The following is a 17,943-nucleotide window of genomic DNA, read 5'->3' on the forward strand; positions in this document are numbered from 1 at the left end:
CCTGGGATGCGAGCCGCTCCCGCACGCGATCGCGCAGCGGTTAAGACTCGCCGTGCGCCGCTTCCGTGCGCCGCCTCTGCCGGACTCGCTCGAGGAGGCACGCGGCCGAGGCACCGCCACCGCGCTCGCCACCGCGATCGAGCGAGCGCGGCTGGCCTTGGCGGCCGGCTCGGCGCCCGGCAGGGACATCCGCGCGCTCTTCCTCGACGCGCTCGCACGCCATATCGCCGAGGCAATGCGGCCGGAGCACGGCGATGCCGCCTTCCAGGCCATGGTGCTGCGCCATCGCTCGCCGCTCGTGCGCGAGTTCGCCTCGCTCAACGCGCACGCGGAGCGGGATCGGCGGCGGATCCGCTCGGGGGTCAACGCGCTCGCTCATCCGGAGAAGCTGCAGCGCCAGCCGCCCGGCCAGATCCGGGACACCCTGCAGCGCGCGCAAGCGGCGAGCACCGCGGGCGACTGGTCCAGCGTCGCAGACGCGCTCCTGGACCTCATGGGCTTGCCCGGGAACCGGGACGATCCCGTGCTGTTTCGAAGTCTGGAGCGGCTCGTCTTCGATGACGCATTCACGCGGCTGCGCCGGATCGACGCGCTGTTCAAGCTGGGCGAGGTCGAGCGTTATCGCTCGCTATGGGCGCGGCAGGGCCCCGCGGCCGGCAGCGAACTGGCCACGTCGACCGGCACCGGGGCGCAGCAGCGCGGCGACGCCGTGGAAGCACTGGCCGCCGCGGCGCTGCAGGCCCTCGCCGACCGTCTGAATGCCCAGGCCGAGGCGGCCCCGGACGCGCCGCGCTACCGCATCGCGACCTCGCTGCGGGTGCCGTCCTTGCTGGGCGGCGATGCGCAAGGCGCCAAGAGCGAGTGGGACGTGGCGCTGCTGCGCCGCCATGAGGCGGACCAGGCCTGGGACCTGTGCCTGATCGCGGAGGCGAAGGCCTCGCCCGATGCCGCGACCACCGACCTGCCCCGTCTGTTGCGCGGGCTTCGCGTGCTCGCGCGCGCGGACCTCGACACGGACTATCCGTTCGCGGCGCACGGCGGCGAGGTCCGGCTGCGTGGCGCCTCGCTGGCCGCGCTGCCGACCGAGGAAGCCGATCTCGCCCGCGCGGTCATCTATTGCAGCGACGGCGAGGCCGAGCGCGCGCCGCGCCCGCTCAACGCGGCGAGCCGGATGCAGTTGCTGTCCGCGCCGGCGAGCCTGGCGGTGGCCGCACGGATCGAGGACGGCGCGGCGCCGGATCCGTCGCGCCTCGAGCCGGTCTGGCACCAGTTGCTCGAATCACCGGCCTTCGGCCCGGTGCTGCACCAGTACCCGACGCTGCGCACGGTGCGCGAGCTGATGCTGCATCCGGATGATCTGATGGCCGCGATTCAATACCCCGCCGCCAGCCCTGTGTTGCGCCGCGGATCGTTGGCGCCGTAGAAGCGGTTATTCCCCGCCGGCTTCCCGCTGAGCGAAGGCGCGCCGACGATGATCGCCGCCAGGTGGTTGGCCGGCTGCGGCGCGCCCAGCTTGTGACCCATCTGCTCGAGGATCCGCTTCGTGTCCGGCGACAGCGCGTAGGGCTCCACGTTGGTCACGTCGGGGAGCCATTGCTGATGGAAGCGCGGCGCGTCCACCGCCTCCTGCACCGTCATGTCGTGATCGATCGCGTTGATCATCGTCTGCAGCACCGCCGTGATGATGCGGCTGCCTCCCGGCGTGCCCACCACCATCACCGGCTTGCCATCCTTGGTCACGATGGTCGGGCTCATCGAGGACAGCGGCCGCTTCCCCGGGGCGATCGCGTTGGCCTCGCCCTGCACCAGGCCGTACATGTTGGGCACGCCCACCTTCGAGGTGAAGTCGTCCATCTCGTTGTTCAGCAGCACGCCCGTCTTCGCCGCCGTCACCTTCGCGCCGAACCAGTCGTTCAGCGTGTAGGTCACCGACACCGCATTGCCCCACTTGTCGGCGATCGAGTAGTGCGTCGTGTTGCTGCCCTCATGCGGCGGCACGCCCGGCTTGATCTCCATCGACACGCCCGCCTTCGCCGGGTCGATCGCGGCGCGGATCTTGGCCGCGTAGTCCTTGTCCAGCAACCGCTGCAGCGGGTTCTTCACGAAGTCCGGATCGCCCAGCGTGCTGTTGCGGTCCACGTAGGCATGGCGCATCGCCTCGATCATGTAGTGCGTGCCCTGCGCCGAGCCCCAGCCCAGTTGACGCAGCGGGTAGCCCTCCAGGATGTTGAGCATCTCGCAGATGATCACGCCGCCCGAACTCGGCGGCGGCGCCGACACCACGTGGTAGCCGCGGTAGTCGCATTCCACCGGCGCGAGCTCGCGCGTGCGGTACTGGTCCAGGTCGGCCTGCGTCAGGATGCCCTTGCCCGCTTGGCTGGACTCGACCAGCGCCTTCGCCACCCAGCCCTTGTAGAAGCCGTCGGTGCCCTTGGCCGAGACCTCGCGCAGCGTCTTCGCCAGGTCCTTCTGAACCAGCTTGTCGCCAGCCTGGAAGGCCTGTCCCTTGTTCAGGAAGATGGCCGCGGAGGGCGGGTCGGCCTGGAAATCCTTGGTCGCCGTCTGGAACATGTCGACGTCGCCCTGGTCCAGCGCGAAGCCCCGCTCCGCCAGCGCGATCGCCGGCGCGATCAGCGCCGTGCGCTTCATCGTGCCGTACTTCTCCCGCGCGTACTCCATGCCCGAGACCGTGCCCGGCACGCCCACCGCGAGGTGCCCGTGGGTGCTCAGGCCCTTGACGACATTGCCCTCCTTGTCGAGGTACATGTTGGCCGTCGCGGCCAGCGGCGCCTTCTCGCGGAAGTCGAGGAAGGTCTTGCGGCCATCGGCCAGCTGGATGGTCATGAAGCCGCCGCCGCCCAGATTGCCGGCCGCGGGATACACGACCGCGAGCGCGTAGCCCACCGCCACCGCCGCGTCGACCGCGTTGCCGCCGTCCTTCAGCACGTCCACGCCGACGCGCGTGGCCAGATGCTGCGCCGTCACCACCATGCCGTTCTGAGCGGCCACCGGCGCGGCGGACGCCGCCAGCGACGCCTCCATCGGCGCGAACGCGACGCTCGCGGTCACCGCCGCCGCACAGACAAGCAATCGGAAAGTCTTCATGAGCCGGAATCCTCGTTGCTGAAACGAGGCCGATTCGACACCCATCGGCAGCGCGGACGCAACTCGAACGCGCGTCAGAGGGTTACTGCAGCGGGTCTTTCAGCGCGTCCGGCACCGGCAATGCGACGATGTCGATGCCTTCGTCCGCCAGCTCGCGCGCCTCCTGCGGCGTGGCGCGGCCACGGATGCCGCGCTGCTCGGTCTCGCCGTAATGGATGCGGCGCGCCTCGTCGGCGAAACGGTCGCCGACGTCCTCGGTGTTGGCGATCATCGTGCGCACCGCCTTCATCACCTGCTTCTGCAGCTCCACCGCCATCGCCGGCACCCCCTCGGGCATCCGCGATGGCGCCGGCGGCGCGGGTTCGGCCGACGGGGCCGATGTGGGCTCGGGCGCGGAGGACAGGTTCAGGCGCGGCGCGCTCGGCATCTTGCGCACGTCGACGCTGTTGCACAGCGGGCAGCTCAGCAGATGACGCTGCTGCTGCGATTCAAAGTCGGTGGAGGAGGCGAACCAGCCTTCGAACGCATGGCCGGCATCGCACGCCAGATTCAGGACCAGCATGATGCGTCGATGCTAGCGCCGCGCCGCCTCGTCCGCCGGCAGCCAGTCCAGAGACCAGGCGCCAGCGCGCCAGCGCTGCAGCCACAGCAGGCAGGTGAGCGTCTTGGCGTCGGTGATGCGGCCATCGAAGGCCATGCGATCCAGCTCGTCCTCGGCCACCGGCAGCAGGTCGAGGAACTCCTCGTCATCCAGTTGCCGCTCGCCGCCGGTCAGGCCGCGCGCGAAGAAGATCTCGATGCGCTCGTCCGAATAGGCGATCGCGTTGTGCATCACGCCCGCATAGGCCCATTCGCGCGCGGTGTAGCCGGTCTCCTCGAGCAGCTCGCGCATGCCGCAGCGCAGCGGCGACTCGTCCGGGTCCAGCTTGCCCGCGGGAAACTCCATCACCACGCGGCCCATCGGATAACGGTACTGCCGCTCGAGCAGCACATGGCCGTCGTCCAGCAGCGGCACCACGACCACGGCGCCCGGGTGGCGGATGTACTCGCGCGTGGCCTCCCGGCCATCGGGCAGCGCGATGCGATCGCGCTTCACGTGCAGGAAGTTGCCGCGCAGGATCCAGTCGGAGGACAGCGGCATCTCGCGCAGATGCGCGTCGGCATCGGCCGCCGGCGCGATGCCGATCACGCCTTCCACGTCGGGCCGGTTGGCCTCAGGCAGCTTCTTCGTCATCGAACTCCCGCACCTTCGAGCGCGACCGGCGCAGATAGCGCCACACGAATCCCGGGAAGCCCAGCGTGACGAACAGCGCCAGCGCCGCCGCGTAGAACTCCCAGCCCTGCGGCGCGCGCTGCCCCAGCCGCGACTCCAGTCCGAAGCCGACGGCCAGCGTGATCAGCGCCAGCAGGAACAGTTCCAACAGCCGCCAGCCGGCGGCCTTGGGCTCACGCCGCGGGCCCACGAGCAGGATGCGGGAACTGAGATAGGGCAGGTTGGCCGCGACCAGCGCGACCACCAGCACCACCCAGACTGAAGCGCCCTGCTCCATCAGCGATCGCGGCGTTGCGAGCCCGGGGCGCTCAGTGCGTCAGCGCGCGGGTCACGGCCTGGCTGCACAGCGCCAGCAAGCCACCCGGCAGCAGACCGAAGACCAGCACCGCGATGCCGTTCAGCGACATCACGACGCGGGCGTCGGCCGGCGCGCTCAGCGGGCTGCGATCGGCCGGCTCGTCGAAGAACATGACCTTCACGACGCGCAGGTAGTAGAACGCGCCGATCAGCGACAGGACCACCGCGATCACCGCCAGCCACAGATAGAGCGACTGGCCGGTCGTGACCATCGCCTGCAGCACGGCCAGCTTGCCGTAGAAGCCCACCGTCGGCGGAATGCCGGTCAGCGAGAACATGTAGATCGCCATCACCAGCGCATACCAGGGGCTGCGCTTGAACAGGCCGGCCAGATCGCTGATCTGCTCGGACTCGAAGCCCTGGCGCGCCAGCAGCATGATCAGGCCGAAGCTGCCCAGCGTCGTCAGCACGTAGGTGATCGCGTAGAACATCGCCGAGCTGTAGGCGTTCAGCGCATGCGCGTCCGGCTGGTTGTTCACCACGCCCGAGGCCAGGCCCAGCACCACGAAGCCCATCTGCGAGATCGTCGAGTAGGCCAGCATCCGCTTCAGGTTGGTCTGCGCGATCGCGGCCAGGTTGCCCACGACCAGCGAGGCCACCGCCATCACCAGCATCATCTGCTGCCAATCGGCGGCCAGCGGCAGCATGCCTTCCACCAGCAGACGCAGCGTGATGCCGAAGGCGGCCAGTTTCGGCGCGGCGCCGATCAGCAGCGTGGCGGCCGTCGGCGCGCCCTGGTAGACGTCCGGCACCCACATGTGGAACGGGGCGGCGCCCAGCTTGAAGCCCAGGCCGGCCACGACGAAGACCACGCCCAGCACCAGCACACCCTTGTTCAGCGTGCCGGTCGAGATGACCTCGAAAACGCGCGGGATCGACAGCGAGCCGGTCGCCCCATACATCATCGACAGGCCGTACAGCAGGAAGCCCGAGGCCAGCGCACCCAGCACGAAGTACTTCATCGCGGCCTCGGTCGAGACCGTGTGATCGCGGCGCAGCGCGGTCAGCGCGTACAGCGACAGGCTCATCAACTCCAGGCCGAGGTAGATCGACAGGAAGTTGTTGGAGGCCACCATCACGTTCACGCCCAGCAGCGACAGCAGGCTCAGCGTGAACAACTCGCCCTTGAGGATGTCGCGGGACTCGGCGTAGGGACGCGCGTAGACCAGCGTGACGATCAGCGCGATCGCGCTGACGCCGCTCAGCAGGTGGCTCAGCGGATCGACCACCAGCATGCCCTGCATCGCGTCCGACGAGGGCTGGCCCATGGCCGCGAAATGCATCGCGCCCACCACCGCCAGCGACAGCTGCGTGAGCCAGAAGGTCGGCGTGCGGCGCGGGTCGGTGACGAACAGATCCACCAGCGCGACCACGCAGGCCAACGCCAGCAACAGGATTTCGGGATAGACCGCGACCCAGTTCATGTCGTTCATTGTGTTGGGTCCTTATTGGAGCTTGGAGACCGCGACGTGCTTGAGCAGCGCGTCGACGGACTGGTGCATCACGTCGGTGAACGGCTTCGGATAGACGCCCATGTACAGGGTCGCCGCCGCCAGCACGCCCAGCATCAGGAACTCGCGGCCGTTGATGTCGGTCAGGTTGCGGACGTTGTCGTTCGTCACCGCGCCGAAGTAGACGCGCTTGATCATCCACAGCGTGTAGGCCGCGCCGAAGATCAGCGCCGTGGCCGCCAGCAGGCCGATCCAGAAGTTGTGCGCCACCGAGCCGATGATCACCATCCACTCGCCCACGAAACCGGCCGTCGCCGGCAGACCGCAGTTGGCCATGCCGAAGAACACCGCCAGCGCCGCGAACTTGGGCATCGTGTTGACGACGCCGCCGTAGTCGGCGATCTCACGCGAATGCACGCGGTCGTACAGCACGCCGATGCACAGGAACATCGCGCCCGACACGAAGCCGTGCGAGATCATCTGCACCAGGCCGCCGGAGACGCCCAGCTCGTTGAAGATGAAGAAGCCCAGCGTCACGAAGCCCATGTGCGCGACCGACGAGTAGGCCACCAGCTTCTTCATGTCGCGCTGGACCATGGCCACCAGGCCGATGTAGATCACCGCGATCAGCGACAGGCCGATGATGAACCAGTCGTAGTGACGCGCCGCGTCAGGCGCGATCGGCAGCGAGAAGCGCAGGAAGCCGTAGGCGCCCAGCTTCAGCATGATGGCCGCCAGCACGACCGAGCCGCCGGTCGGCGCCTCCACGTGCGCGTCCGGCAACCACGTGTGCACCGGCCACATCGGCACCTTCACCGCGAAGGCCGCGAAGAAGGCGAAGAACAGCAGCGTCTGCGCCGGCATCGCCAGCGGCAGCTTGTGCCAGTCCAGGATCTCGAAGCTGCCCGACTGGCTGTACAGGTACAGCAGCGCGATCAGCATCAGCAGCGAGCCCGCCAGCGTGTACAGGAAGAACTTGAAGGCCGCGTACACCCGGCGCGGTCCGCCCCAGACGCCGATGATGATGTACATCGGAATCAGCGTGGCCTCGAAGAACACGTAGAACAGCATGCCGTCGAGCGCGCAGAACACGCCGATCATCAGGCCCGACAGGATCAGGAAGGCGCCCATGTACTGGTGCACCCGCGTCTCGATCACTTCCCAGGCCGCGATCACCACGATGATCGAGATGAAGGCCGTCAGCGGCACGAACCACATCGAGATGCCATCCACGCCCAGGTGGTAGTGGATGTTGAAGCGCTCGATCCAGGACGCGTTCTCGACGAACTGCATCGCGGCGGTCGAGGTGTCGAAGCCCGAGATCAGCGGCAGCGTCACCAGGAACGACGCGATCGAGGCGACCAACGCCATCCAGCGCACCGCGCCGGCGTTGTTGTCGCGTCCGAGCGCGAGCAGCAGGCTGCCGCAGACGATGGGCAGCCAGATGGAGAGACTCAGCAACATTCTTATTCTCCGCCCGCGTCACAGACCCAGCAGGGCCTTGAATTGGGGCCACATGGAAGGCCACAGCTGCCAGGTCATCAGACCCACGACACCCAGGATCATGACCAGCGCGTACCAGTACAGGTGGCCGGTCTGGATCAGGCGCACCAGGCCGGCGATGCCGCCCACCGTGCGCGCCGAGCCGTTGATCAGGACGCCGTCGATGACGCCCTGGTCGCCGGCCTTCCACAGGCCGGTGCCGATCGCGCGGGCCGCGCGGGCCAGCACGTTCTCGTTGAACCAGTCCATGTAGTACTTGTTCTCGAGGATCGTCACGATCGGCCGGAAGGTCCGCGCGAACCAAGCCGGGATGGCCGGGTTGACCAGGTAGAACACGTAGGCCGCGACCACGCCGGCCACCGCCAGCCACAGCACCGGCGACTGCAGGCTGTGCAGCGCCATCGCGAAGGCGCCGTGGAACTCCTCGCCCAGCTCGTGCATCGCGTGATGCAGCTCGTGGTTCACGACGATCGCGTCCTTGAAGAACTCGCCGTGCAGCATCGGCTGGATCGTGAAGTAGCCGATGACCACCGACGGGATCGCCAGCAGGATCAGCGGCACCGTCACCACCCACGGCGACTCGTGCGGCGTGTGGTCGTGGCCATGGCCGTGGTCGTCGTGATGGTCGTGCTCGCCCGGGAAGGGCTTGTGGTGGAAGTGCTCCTTGCCGTGGAAGACCAGGAAGTACATCCGGAAGCTGTAGAACGCCGTCACGAACACGCCGGCCATCACCGCGAAGTACGCGAAGCCCGCGCCGGGCAGGTGCGAGGCGTGCACCGCCTCGATGATCGAGTCCTTCGAGTAGAAGCCCGAGAAGAACGGGGTGCCGATCAGCGCCAGCGAGCCCAGCAGCGAGGTGATCCAGGTGATGGGCATGTACTTGCGCAGGCCGCCCATGTTGCGGATGTCCTGGTCATGGTGCATGCCGATGATCACCGAGCCCGCGCCCAGGAACAGCAGCGCCTTGAAGAACGCGTGCGTCATCAGGTGGAACACCGCGACCGAGTAGGCCGAAGCGCCCAGCGCCACCGTCATGTAGCCCAGCTGCGAAAGCGTCGAGTACGCGACCACGCGCTTGATGTCGTTCTGGATGATGCCCAGGAAGCCCATGAACAGCGCCGTGATCGCGCCGATCACCATGACGAAGTTCAGCGCCGTGTCGGACAGCTCGAACAGCGGGCTGAAGCGCGACACCATGAAGATGCCGGCCGTCACCATCGTCGCCGCGTGGATCAGCGCCGAGATCGGGGTCGGGCCTTCCATCGAGTCCGGCAGCCACACGTGCAGCGGGAACTGCGCCGACTTGCCCATCGCGCCGATGAACAGGCAGATGCAGGCCACCGTCAGCATCATCCAGTCGGTGCCGGGGAAGCCGATCTTCGCGAGCTCGCCCGCCTTGCCGAAGGTCTCGGTGTAGTTCAGCGAGCCGCCGTAGGCCACCAGCAGGCCGATGCCCAGGATGAAGCCGAAGTCGCCGACCCGGTTCACCAGGAAGGCCTTCATGTTGGCGAAGATCGCCGTCGGCTTCGTGTACCAGAAGCCGATCAGCAGGTAGGACACCAGGCCCACCGCTTCCCAGCCGAAGAACAGCTGCAGCATGTTGTTGGCCATCACCAGCATCAGCATGCTGAAGGTGAACAACGAGATGTAGCTGAAGAAGCGCTGGTAGCCGGGGTCTTCCTCCATGTAGCCGATGGTGTAGATGTGCACCATCAGCGAGACGAAGGTCACCACGCACATCATCATCGCGGACAGGCCGTCGATCATGAAGCCGACTTCCATCTTCAGGCCGCCCAGCGTCATCCACTCGTAGACGGTCTGGTTGAAGCGCGCGCCGTCGAGCACCGCGCTCAGGGTCATCGCCGACAGGATGAACGCGACCAGCACGCCGAGGATGGTCACGGTGTGGGCGCCGCGGCGCCCCACCTGCTTGCCGAACAGGCCCGCCACGATGGCGCCCGCCAGCGGGGCCAGCGGCACCGCCAGCAGCATGTTCTGGGAGAGTGTTGCAGACATTGTTTTTCTCTCTTCCTGACGCTCGTCAGCCCTTCAGGGCGTCCAGCTCTTCCACGTCGATGCTGCTGCGGTTGCGGAACAGCACCACCAGGATCGCCAGGCCGATCGCCGACTCGGCGGCCGCCACCGTGAGGATGAAGAACACGAACACCTGGCCGGCCATGTCGCCCAGGTAGTGCGAGAACGCCACGAAGTTCATGTTGACCGCCAGCAGCATCAGCTCGATGGCCATCAGCAGCACGATCAGGTTCTTGCGGTTCAGGAAGATGCCGATCACCGACAGCGCGAACAGGAACGCGCCCAGGATCAGGAAGTGGTTCAGGCTCAGCGCGGTCATCACGCGGCTCCTTCGTTCTTGTCAGCCGGGACGGGCGGCGCGCTGGGCGCCTCGACGGTCGCCGCGACCTTCACGATGCGCAGGCGGTCGGCCTTGCGGACCTTGACCTGCTGCGACGGATCCTGGTGGCGCGAGTCCTTGCGGCCGCGCAGCGTCAGCGCGATCGCCGCGATGATGCCCACCAGCAGCAGCACCGCCGCGATCTGCACCGGGAACAGGTAGTTCGTGTAGATCTCGATGCCCAGCAGCTTGGTGTTGCCCAGCTGCGCCATGTTCGCGATCTCCGGGGCGTTCTCGACGCCGCGGAAGCCGCCCATCAGCACGGCCGCGATCTCCAGCGCGATCACCGCGCCCACCAGGCTCGCGATCGGCAGGTGCTTCCAGACGCTTTCGCGCACGGCGGTGGACTCGAAGTCCAGCATCATCACGACGAACAGGAACAGCACCATGACGGCGCCGATGTAGACCAGCACCAGCGTGATGGCCAGGAACTCGGCCTTCAGCAGCATCCACAGACAGGACGCGTTGAAGAACGCGAGGATCAGGAACAGGGCCGAGTGCACGGTGCTCTTCGCCGTGATGACACGGAACGCGGAGCCCAGCAGCACGGCCGAGAAAACGTAGAACAGCGCGGTAGTGATATCCATGCGGGTTCCTGCAAGCAGGCCGCCGGCCGCGATCCCCTCCCCCGGCGCGAGCGCGGGGAGCTGGAACCGCCAGGCCGGTCAGCGGTACTTGGCGTCGGCCTCCTTGCTAGCGGCAATCTGCTTCTCGTAGCGGTCGCCGACCGCCAGGAGCATGTCCTTGGTGAAGTACAGGTCGCCCCGCTTTTCGCCGTGGTACTCGAAGATCTCGGTCTCGACGATCGAGTCGACCGGGCAGCTCTCCTCGCAGAAGCCGCAGAAGATGCACTTGGTCAGGTCGATGTCGTAGCGCGTGGTGCGGCGCGAGCCGTCGGCGCGCACGTCGGACTCGATCGTGATCGCCATGGCGGGGCACACGGCCTCGCACAGCTTGCAGGCGATGCAGCGCTCCTCGCCGTTCTCATACCGGCGCAGCGCGTGCAGGCCGCGGAAGCGAGGAGACAGCGGCGTCTTCTCTTCCGGGAACTGCACCGTGATGTTCTTCGAGAGGAAATGCCGGCCCGTCAGGGCCATGCCCTTCAGCAGCTCGGTGAGCATGAAGCTCTTGACTAGGTCCTTGATCACAGCAGATACCTCGGATTACTTCCAGATGTTGAACGGCGACTGGATCCACAGACCCACCACGACGAGCCACACCAGGGTGACCGGAATGAAGATCTTCCAGCCCAGACGCATGATCTGGTCATAGCGATAGCGCGGGAAGGTCGCGCGCACCCACAGGAAGCAGGTCACGACGAAGAAGGTCTTGGCGAACAGCCAGAACCAGTTCCAGAAGGCCATCGTCTGCTGGAAGAAGTGCGGCGTCTCCATGCCCAGCAGCGACCACGACACCGGGGCCGACCAGCCGCCCAGGAACATCAGCACCGCCAGCGCCGACACCAGGATCATGTTGGCGTACTCGGCCAGGAAGAACATCGCGAAGGACATGCCCGAGTACTCGATCATGTGGCCAGCGACGATTTCCGATTCGCCTTCGACGACGTCGAACGGATGGCGGTTGGTCTCGGCCAGGCCGGAGATGAAATACACCAGGAAGATCGGGAGCAGCGGCAGCCAGTTCCACGACAGCAGGTTCACGCCGTGCGACGCGAACAGGCCTTTCTCCTGGCTCGTCACGATGGCGCTGACGTTCATCGAGCCGGTGACCATCAGCACCACGACCAGGCAGAAGCCCATCGCGATCTCGTAGGACACCATCTGGGCGGAGGCGCGCAGCGCGCCCAGGAAGGCGTACTTCGAGTTCGACGCCCAGCCCGCGATGATCACGCCGTAGACCTCCAGCGAGGTGATGGCCATCAGGAACAGCAGGCCGGCGTTGACGTCGGCGATCGCGGCGCCCGGACCGAAGGGCACGACCGCCCAGGCGGCCAGCGCCGGCATGATCGTCATGATCGGGCCGAGGAAGAACAGGCTCTTGTTCGCGGCGCTCGGGACGATGATCTCCTTGAAGATCAGCTTCACGGCGTCGGCGATCGGGGTCAGCAGGCCCATCGGACCGACACGGTTCGGACCCGGACGGATCTGCGACCAGCCGATGGCCTTGCGTTCCCACAGCGTCAGGTAGGCGACGCAACCCAGCAGCGGCAGCAGCACGGCGATGATCTTGAGCAGGCTCCAGATCACCGGCCACAGCATGCCCAGCGCCGAGGCGCCGGCGTTGTAGAAGTTTTCCATCGTCGTCTCGTCCTCAGGCCTTCGTCACGGCGATCGCGCCGGTCAGGGCGCCCAGCGCGGCGGTCTCGAGGACGCCGGCGGGGATGCGCACCACGTTCGCGGGCAGCGATGCGTCCAGTTGCGCGGCCAGCACGGCCTCGCCGCCGTCCTGGGTCACGCGCACCTGCGCGCCGCGTCCGTTGCCGCTCTCGGCCAGACCGAGGCTGGTCCACAGCGCTTGCGGCAGCGAGGCGATGGCCGCGTCACGGCCGTCGCGGGTCAGTTGCAGCGAGGTGGCGCGGCGCACCAGCGCGTCGGTCGCGTAGATCGGCACCGTCGTCAGGCGCTCCAGGCCTTGCACCGGAGCAAGCGCCGCGGACTGCGCCGACATGCCGTTGGACAGCCGGTTCGTCAGGTCCAGCTCGGAGCCCAGCGCCGCGGCGCGGACCTGCTCGGAGCTGTCGAACTCGAAGCCCTGCAGGCCCAGCAGGTTGCCCAGCACGCGCAGGATCTTCCAGCCCGGACGGGTTTCGCCACGGGCCTTGGCCACGCCGACGAAGCTCTGCAGGCGGCCTTCCGCGTTGACGAAGCTGCCCGAGGTCTCGGTGAACGGGGCCGTGGGCAGCAGCACGTCGGCGAACTCGACCACCGGACCGGTCTTGAACGGGCTCAGCACGACGACCATTTCGGCCGCGTTGACGGCCTTGGCGGCGGCGGCGGCGTTGGGGCCATCCAGCACCGGGTCGGTGTTCAGCAGCAGCAGCGCCTTGGCCGGCTGGTCGTTCAGCAGTTGCGCCGCCGAACGGCCGCCCTGCCCCGGCTGGGCCTTCACCAGTTGGGCGCCGACGGTGTTCGCCGCGGCCGACAGCACGCCGACGCTGGCGCCGGTCTGCTCGCCGATCCAGTTCGCCAGCGACAGCAGCGTCGCGGCCTGCGGATGCTGGATCGCGGCATTGCCCAGCAGCACGGCCTTGCGCTCGCCCGACAGCAGCGCGCCGGCGATCGCCTTGGCGGCGTCGGTGGCCTGACCTTGGCCCGCCTGGGCCGGGGCGCTCACGCCCTTGGCCGAGGCGATCGCGGCGGCGACGTTGGCCAGCTCGTTCGCCCAGGCCGACGGCGCGGCGACGAGCGTCGAAGCGACCGTCATCTTCCAGTCCTCGACCGAGCCGCCCAGCGCGACGATCTGCGCGCCGCGGCGGGCCGCCTGGCGCAGGCGCTGCGCGAACAGCGGGTGGTCCTTGCGCAGCGACGAGCCGACGACGAAGGCGCGATCCAGCGCCGACAGCGACGCGATCGAGGTGCCCAGCCAGAAGGCCTTGCCTTCACCCGCGCGCAGCGCCGGATCGACCACGCGCAGGCGCGTGTCGATGTTCTCGCTGCCCAGGCCGCGCACCAGCTGCGCCAGCAGGTGCAGCTCTTCCACGGTGCTGTGCTCCGAGCCCAGCGCCGCGATGGACCCGCCGCCCTTCTCGGTCTTGATCTGCTTCAGGCCGTTGGCGACGTACTCGAGCGCCGTGGTCCAGTCCACCGGCTTCCACTCGCCGCCCTGCTTGAGCATCGGCGTGGTCAGGCGTTCGTCGCTGTTCAGCGCCTCATACGAGAAGCGGTCGCGGTCGGCGATCCAGCACTCGTTGACGGCCTCGTTCTCCAGCGGGACGACGCGCAGCACTTCGTTGTTCTTGACCTGGACGATCAGGTTGGCGCCGGTCGAATCGTGCGGGCTGACGCTCTTGCGGCGCGACAGCTCCCAGGTGCGGGCGCTGTAGCGGAAGGGCTTGCTCGTCAGCGCGCCGACCGGGCAGATGTCGATCATGTTGCCCGACAGCTCCGAGTCCACGGTGCGGCCGACGAAGGTCTGGATCTCGCTGTGCTCGCCGCGGTGCGCCATGCCCAGCTCCATCACGCCGGAGATCTCCTGGCCGAAGCGCACGCAGCGCGTGCAGTGGATGCAGCGGCTCATCTCCTCCATCGAGATCAGCGGGCCGACGTTCTTGTGGAACACCACGCGCTTCTCTTCGGTGTAGCGCGAGGAGCCTGCGCCGTAGCCGACGGCCAGATCCTGCAGCTGGCATTCGCCGCCCTGGTCGCAGATCGGGCAGTCCAGCGGGTGATTGATCAGCAGGAACTCCATCACGCCCTGCTGGGCCTTGATGGCTTTCTCGCTCTTGGTGCGCACGATCATGCCCTGCGTGACCGGGGTCGCGCAGGCGGGCAGCGGCTTGGGCGCCTTCTCCACGTCGACCAGGCACATGCGGCAGTTGGCCGCGATGCTCAGCTTCTTGTGGTAGCAGAAGTGCGGGATGTACGTCCCGGCCTTCTCGGCGGCATGCATCACCATGCTGCCTTCGGGCACTTCGACCTTCTGGCCGTCGAGTTCGATTTCAACCATAGTTCTTCTCAGCGGCTCCGATCAGGCGTGCGCCGGCGACTTCGCCGTGGCGGACGGGGACGACGCGGCGGGCGCCTTGTTCTGCTGGGCCTGTTCGATCATCGCGATGAACTCGCCCTTGAAGTGCTTGAGCATCGCGCGCACCGGCATCGCGGCGGCATCGCCCAGCGCGCAGATGGTGCGGCCCTGGATGTTGTCGGCCACGGAGTTCAGCAGGTCGATGTCCTCGACGCGGCCCTTGCCGTGGGCGATGCGCTCGATCACGCGGTGCATCCAGCCCGTGCCCTCGCGGCAGGGGGTGCACTGGCCGCAGGACTCGTGCGCGTAGAAGTAGGACAGGCGCAGCAGGCTGTTGACCATGCAGCGGGTCTCGTCCATCACGATGACGGCGCCCGAGCCCAGCATCGAGCCGGCCTTGGCGATGGAGTCATAGTCCATCGTGCACTGCATCATGATGTCGGCCGGCAGCACCGGGGCCGACGAGCCGCCCGGGATCACCGCCTTGAGCTTGCGGCCGCCGCGCACGCCGCCGGCGAGCTCGAGCAGCTTCTCGAACGAGGTGCCCAGCGGGATCTCGTAGTTGCCCGGACGCTCGACGTCGCCCGAGATCGAGAAGATCTTGGTGCCGCCGTTGTTGGGCTTGCCCACTTCGAGATAGGCCTGGCCGCCGTTGCGGATGATCCAGGGGACCGCGGCGAAGGTCTCGGTGTTGTTGATCGTCGTGGGCTTGCCATACAGGCCGAACGAGGCCGGGAACGGCGGCTTGAAGCGCGGCTGGCCCTTCTTGCCTTCCAGCGATTCGAGCAGCGCGGTTTCCTCGCCGCAGATGTAGGCGCCGAAGCCGTGGTGCGCATGCAGCTGGAAGCTGAAGCCGCTGCCCAGGATGTTGTCGCCCAGCAGGCCGGCCGCGCGGGCCTCTTCCAGGGCCGCCTCGAAGCGCTCGTAGACCTCGAAGATCTCGCCGTGGATGTAGTTGTAGCCGACCTTGATCCCCATCGCGTACGCCGCGATCGCCATCCCTTCGATGACGATGTGCGGGTTGTACATGAGGATGTCGCGGTCCTTGCAGGTGCCCGGCTCGCCTTCGTCGCTGTTGCAGACGAGATATTTCGCACCCGGAAATTGGCGCGGCATGAAGCTCCACTTCAGGCCGGTCGGGAAGCCGGCGCCGCCGCGGCCGCGCAGGCCCGAGGCCTTCACTTCGGCGATGACCTGATCCGAGGTCATGCCCTGCCCTTCGCCCTGGGCCAGGATCTTGCGCAGCGCCTGGTAGCCGCCGCGCGCTTCATAGTCCTTCAGCGACCAGTTCTTGCCATCGAGGCCCGCGTAGATCTGCGGGGTGATGTTGCGGTCGTGGAAGCAGGTTTCCTTGCCGGTGGCCTGCCACTTCGAGAGGTCGATGTTCGCGATGTTGGTCATCGTCCAGGTCCCTCAGTTCTTGTTGGCCGCATGGTGGGCTCTGAGCGCGTCCACCAGCTCGTCCAGCCGTTCGGCGCTCATGAAGCTCAGCATCTGGCGGTCGTTGACCAGCATCACCGGCGAGTCGGCGCAGGCGCCCAGGCACTCGCTCTGCTGCACGGTGAAGACGCCGTCGGCGGTCGTGCCGCCGGCCTCGACGCCCAGCTTCGCGCACAGGTGGTCCAGCGCCTTCTGGCCGTCGCGCAGCTGGCACGGAAGATTCGTGCAGACGTTGAGCTTGAACGCCCCCAGCTTGCGCTGGTTGTACATGTTGTAGAAGGTCGTGACCTCGTAGACGGCGATCGCCGGCATGCCCAGGTAGTCCGCGATCGCATCCTCGGCCTCGCGGGACACGTAGCCCTGCTCCTGCTGGACGATCGACAGGCAGGCCATCACGGCCGATTGCGCCTGCTCCGCCGGGTACTTGGCGACTTCGCGCGCGAAGCGCGACTTGGTCGCGTCGCTCAAGACAAATTCAGTGCTGCTCATCGCTTCACCACTCAACGGTCAATTTCACCGAACACGATGTCCATCGTGCCGATCACGGCCACGGCGTCGGCAATCATGTGGCCCCGCGCCATCTCGTCCAGCGCGGCCAGGTGCGAATAGCCCGGCGCGCGGATCTTCAGCCGGTACGGCTTGTTGGCGCCGTCGCTGACGATGTAGATGCCGAACTCGCCCTTCGGATGCTCGACCGAGGCGTAGGCCTCGCCCTCGGGGACGCGGAAGCCTTCGGTGAACAGCTTGAAGTGGTGGATCAGCTCTTCCATGCTGGTCTTCATCGCCACGCGGCTGGGAGGCGCCACCTTGTGGTTGTCGGTGATGACCGGACCCGGATTGGCCTTGAGCCACTTCACGCACTGCTGCACGATGCGGTTGGACTGGCGCATCTCCTCGACCCGCACGCAGTAGCGGTCGTAGGTGTCGCCGTTGGTGCCGACCGGGATGTCGAAGTCCATGCGGCCGTACACGTCGTAGGGCTGGGTCTTGCGGGTGTCCCAGGCGATGCCCGAGCCGCGCAGCATCGGGCCGGTCAGGCCCAGGTTCAGCGCGCGCTCCGGCGACACGACGCCGATGCCCACCGTGCGCTGCTTCCAGATGCGGTTGTCGGTCAGCAGCGTCTCGTAGTCGTCGACGTTGGCCGGGAAGCGGTTGCAGAAGTCCTCGATGAAATCGAGCAGCGAGCCCTGACGGTTCTCGTTGAGCTTGTCGATCGCCTTCTGGTTCTTGATCTTGCTGACCTTGTACTGCGGCATCGAATCCGGCAGGTCGCGGTACACGCCACCCGGACGGAAGTAGGCCGCATGCATGCGCGCACCCGACACCGCCTCGTACATGTCGAAGATGTCCTCACGCTCGCGGAAGCAGTAGATGAGGATGTTCATCGCGCCGCAGTCGATGCCGTGCGCGCCCAGCCAGAGCAGGTGGTTCAGGATGCGGGTGAGCTCCGCGAACATCACGCGGATGTACTGCGCGCGCTCGGGGACCTCCAGGCCCAGCATCTTCTCGATGGCCAGGCAGTAGGCATGCTCGTTGGCCATCATCGACACGTAGTCGAGACGGTCCATGTAGGGCAGCGACTGGATGAAGGTCTTGGACTCGGCCAGCTTCTCGGTGGCGCGGTGCAGCAGGCCGATGTGCGGGTCGGCGCGCTGGATCACCTCACCGTCCAGCTCGAGCACCAGGCGCAGCACCCCGTGCGCGGCCGGGTGCTGGGGACCGAAGTTCAGGGTGTAGTTCTTGATTTCGGCTGGCAT

General features: G+C 67.2%; 16 protein-coding genes. 1 reads left to right on the forward strand and 15 read right to left on the reverse strand.

Features of this window, described 5'->3' with window-relative positions; all coding sequences use genetic code 11:
- Positions 1-52 precede the first annotated feature (52 nt).
- Entirely contained in the window at positions 53-1,423 is a 1,371-nt protein-coding gene (locus ABDW61_RS06770) for a 3-deoxy-D-arabino-heptulosonate 7-phosphate synthase (protein WP_343637477.1), read from the forward strand.
- On the opposite strand, the gene ggt is transcribed toward ABDW61_RS06770, so the two are convergent.
- The 15 genes from ggt to ABDW61_RS06845 form a co-directional block, all read right to left on the reverse strand.
- Positions 1,372-3,042: a gamma-glutamyltransferase gene (gene ggt, locus ABDW61_RS06775; RefSeq protein ID WP_343637593.1), complete on the reverse strand. Its 1,671-nt coding sequence runs from the start codon at positions 3,040-3,042 to the stop codon at positions 1,372-1,374. The two genes, ABDW61_RS06770 and ggt, sit on opposite strands and share 52 nt — an antisense overlap.
- Positions 3,043-3,187: 145 nt before the next feature.
- A complete protein-coding gene (locus ABDW61_RS06780) occupies positions 3,188-3,667 on the reverse strand; it encodes a DUF1178 family protein (RefSeq protein WP_343637479.1) in 480 nt (159 codons plus the stop codon).
- A 12-nt stretch (positions 3,668-3,679) separates the two neighbouring features.
- Entirely contained in the window at positions 3,680-4,246 is a 567-nt protein-coding gene (locus ABDW61_RS06785; protein WP_343637595.1) for an NUDIX hydrolase, read from the reverse strand.
- Between the two features lie 73 nt (positions 4,247-4,319).
- Positions 4,320-4,655, reverse strand: a complete 336-nt coding sequence (locus tag ABDW61_RS06790) for a DUF2818 family protein (RefSeq protein WP_343637481.1) — start codon at positions 4,653-4,655, stop codon at positions 4,320-4,322.
- Between the two features lie 31 nt (positions 4,656-4,686).
- Positions 4,687-6,168 (reverse strand): NADH-quinone oxidoreductase subunit NuoN, encoded by a 1,482-nt coding sequence (nuoN, locus tag ABDW61_RS06795; RefSeq protein WP_343637483.1) that lies wholly within the window; start codon positions 6,166-6,168, stop codon positions 4,687-4,689.
- A gap of 12 nt (positions 6,169-6,180) precedes the next feature.
- The gene (locus ABDW61_RS06800; RefSeq protein ID WP_343637485.1) at positions 6,181-7,650 is read right to left on the reverse strand and encodes an NADH-quinone oxidoreductase subunit M; all 1,470 of its coding nucleotides are present in this window, start codon (positions 7,648-7,650) and stop codon (positions 6,181-6,183) included.
- Between the two features lie 18 nt (positions 7,651-7,668).
- Positions 7,669-9,705: an NADH-quinone oxidoreductase subunit L gene (gene nuoL / locus ABDW61_RS06805; protein WP_343637491.1), complete on the reverse strand. Its 2,037-nt coding sequence runs from the start codon at positions 9,703-9,705 to the stop codon at positions 7,669-7,671.
- 25 nt (positions 9,706-9,730) lie between these two features.
- On the reverse strand, positions 9,731-10,042 hold the full coding sequence (gene nuoK, locus ABDW61_RS06810) for an NADH-quinone oxidoreductase subunit NuoK (protein ID WP_343637493.1): 312 nt from the start codon (positions 10,040-10,042) through the stop codon (positions 9,731-9,733).
- Entirely contained in the window at positions 10,042-10,689 is a 648-nt protein-coding gene (locus ABDW61_RS06815) for an NADH-quinone oxidoreductase subunit J (RefSeq protein ID WP_343637495.1), read from the reverse strand. The genes nuoK and ABDW61_RS06815 overlap by 1 nt, the downstream gene beginning before the upstream one ends.
- Positions 10,690-10,767: 78 nt before the next feature.
- The gene (gene nuoI / locus ABDW61_RS06820) at positions 10,768-11,250 is read right to left on the reverse strand and encodes an NADH-quinone oxidoreductase subunit NuoI (protein ID WP_343637497.1); all 483 of its coding nucleotides are present in this window, start codon (positions 11,248-11,250) and stop codon (positions 10,768-10,770) included.
- A gap of 15 nt (positions 11,251-11,265) precedes the next feature.
- On the reverse strand, positions 11,266-12,360 hold the full coding sequence (gene nuoH / locus ABDW61_RS06825) for an NADH-quinone oxidoreductase subunit NuoH (protein ID WP_343637498.1): 1,095 nt from the start codon (positions 12,358-12,360) through the stop codon (positions 11,266-11,268).
- A gap of 13 nt (positions 12,361-12,373) precedes the next feature.
- A complete protein-coding gene (gene nuoG / locus ABDW61_RS06830) occupies positions 12,374-14,728 on the reverse strand; it encodes an NADH-quinone oxidoreductase subunit NuoG (RefSeq protein WP_343637500.1) in 2,355 nt (784 codons plus the stop codon).
- A 21-nt stretch (positions 14,729-14,749) separates the two neighbouring features.
- The gene (gene nuoF, locus ABDW61_RS06835; RefSeq protein ID WP_343637502.1) at positions 14,750-16,147 is read right to left on the reverse strand and encodes an NADH-quinone oxidoreductase subunit NuoF; all 1,398 of its coding nucleotides are present in this window, start codon (positions 16,145-16,147) and stop codon (positions 14,750-14,752) included.
- A gap of 12 nt (positions 16,148-16,159) precedes the next feature.
- Entirely contained in the window at positions 16,160-16,675 is a 516-nt protein-coding gene (locus tag ABDW61_RS06840) for an NAD(P)H-dependent oxidoreductase subunit E (RefSeq protein ID WP_183491153.1), read from the reverse strand.
- An 11-nt stretch (positions 16,676-16,686) separates the two neighbouring features.
- A complete protein-coding gene (locus ABDW61_RS06845; protein ID WP_147241145.1) occupies positions 16,687-17,943 on the reverse strand; it encodes an NADH-quinone oxidoreductase subunit D in 1,257 nt (418 codons plus the stop codon).

It is taken from the genome of Roseateles sp., assembly GCF_039595595.1.
In the GTDB taxonomy this organism is placed as follows: Bacteria; Pseudomonadota; Gammaproteobacteria; order Burkholderiales; family Burkholderiaceae_C; genus Roseateles.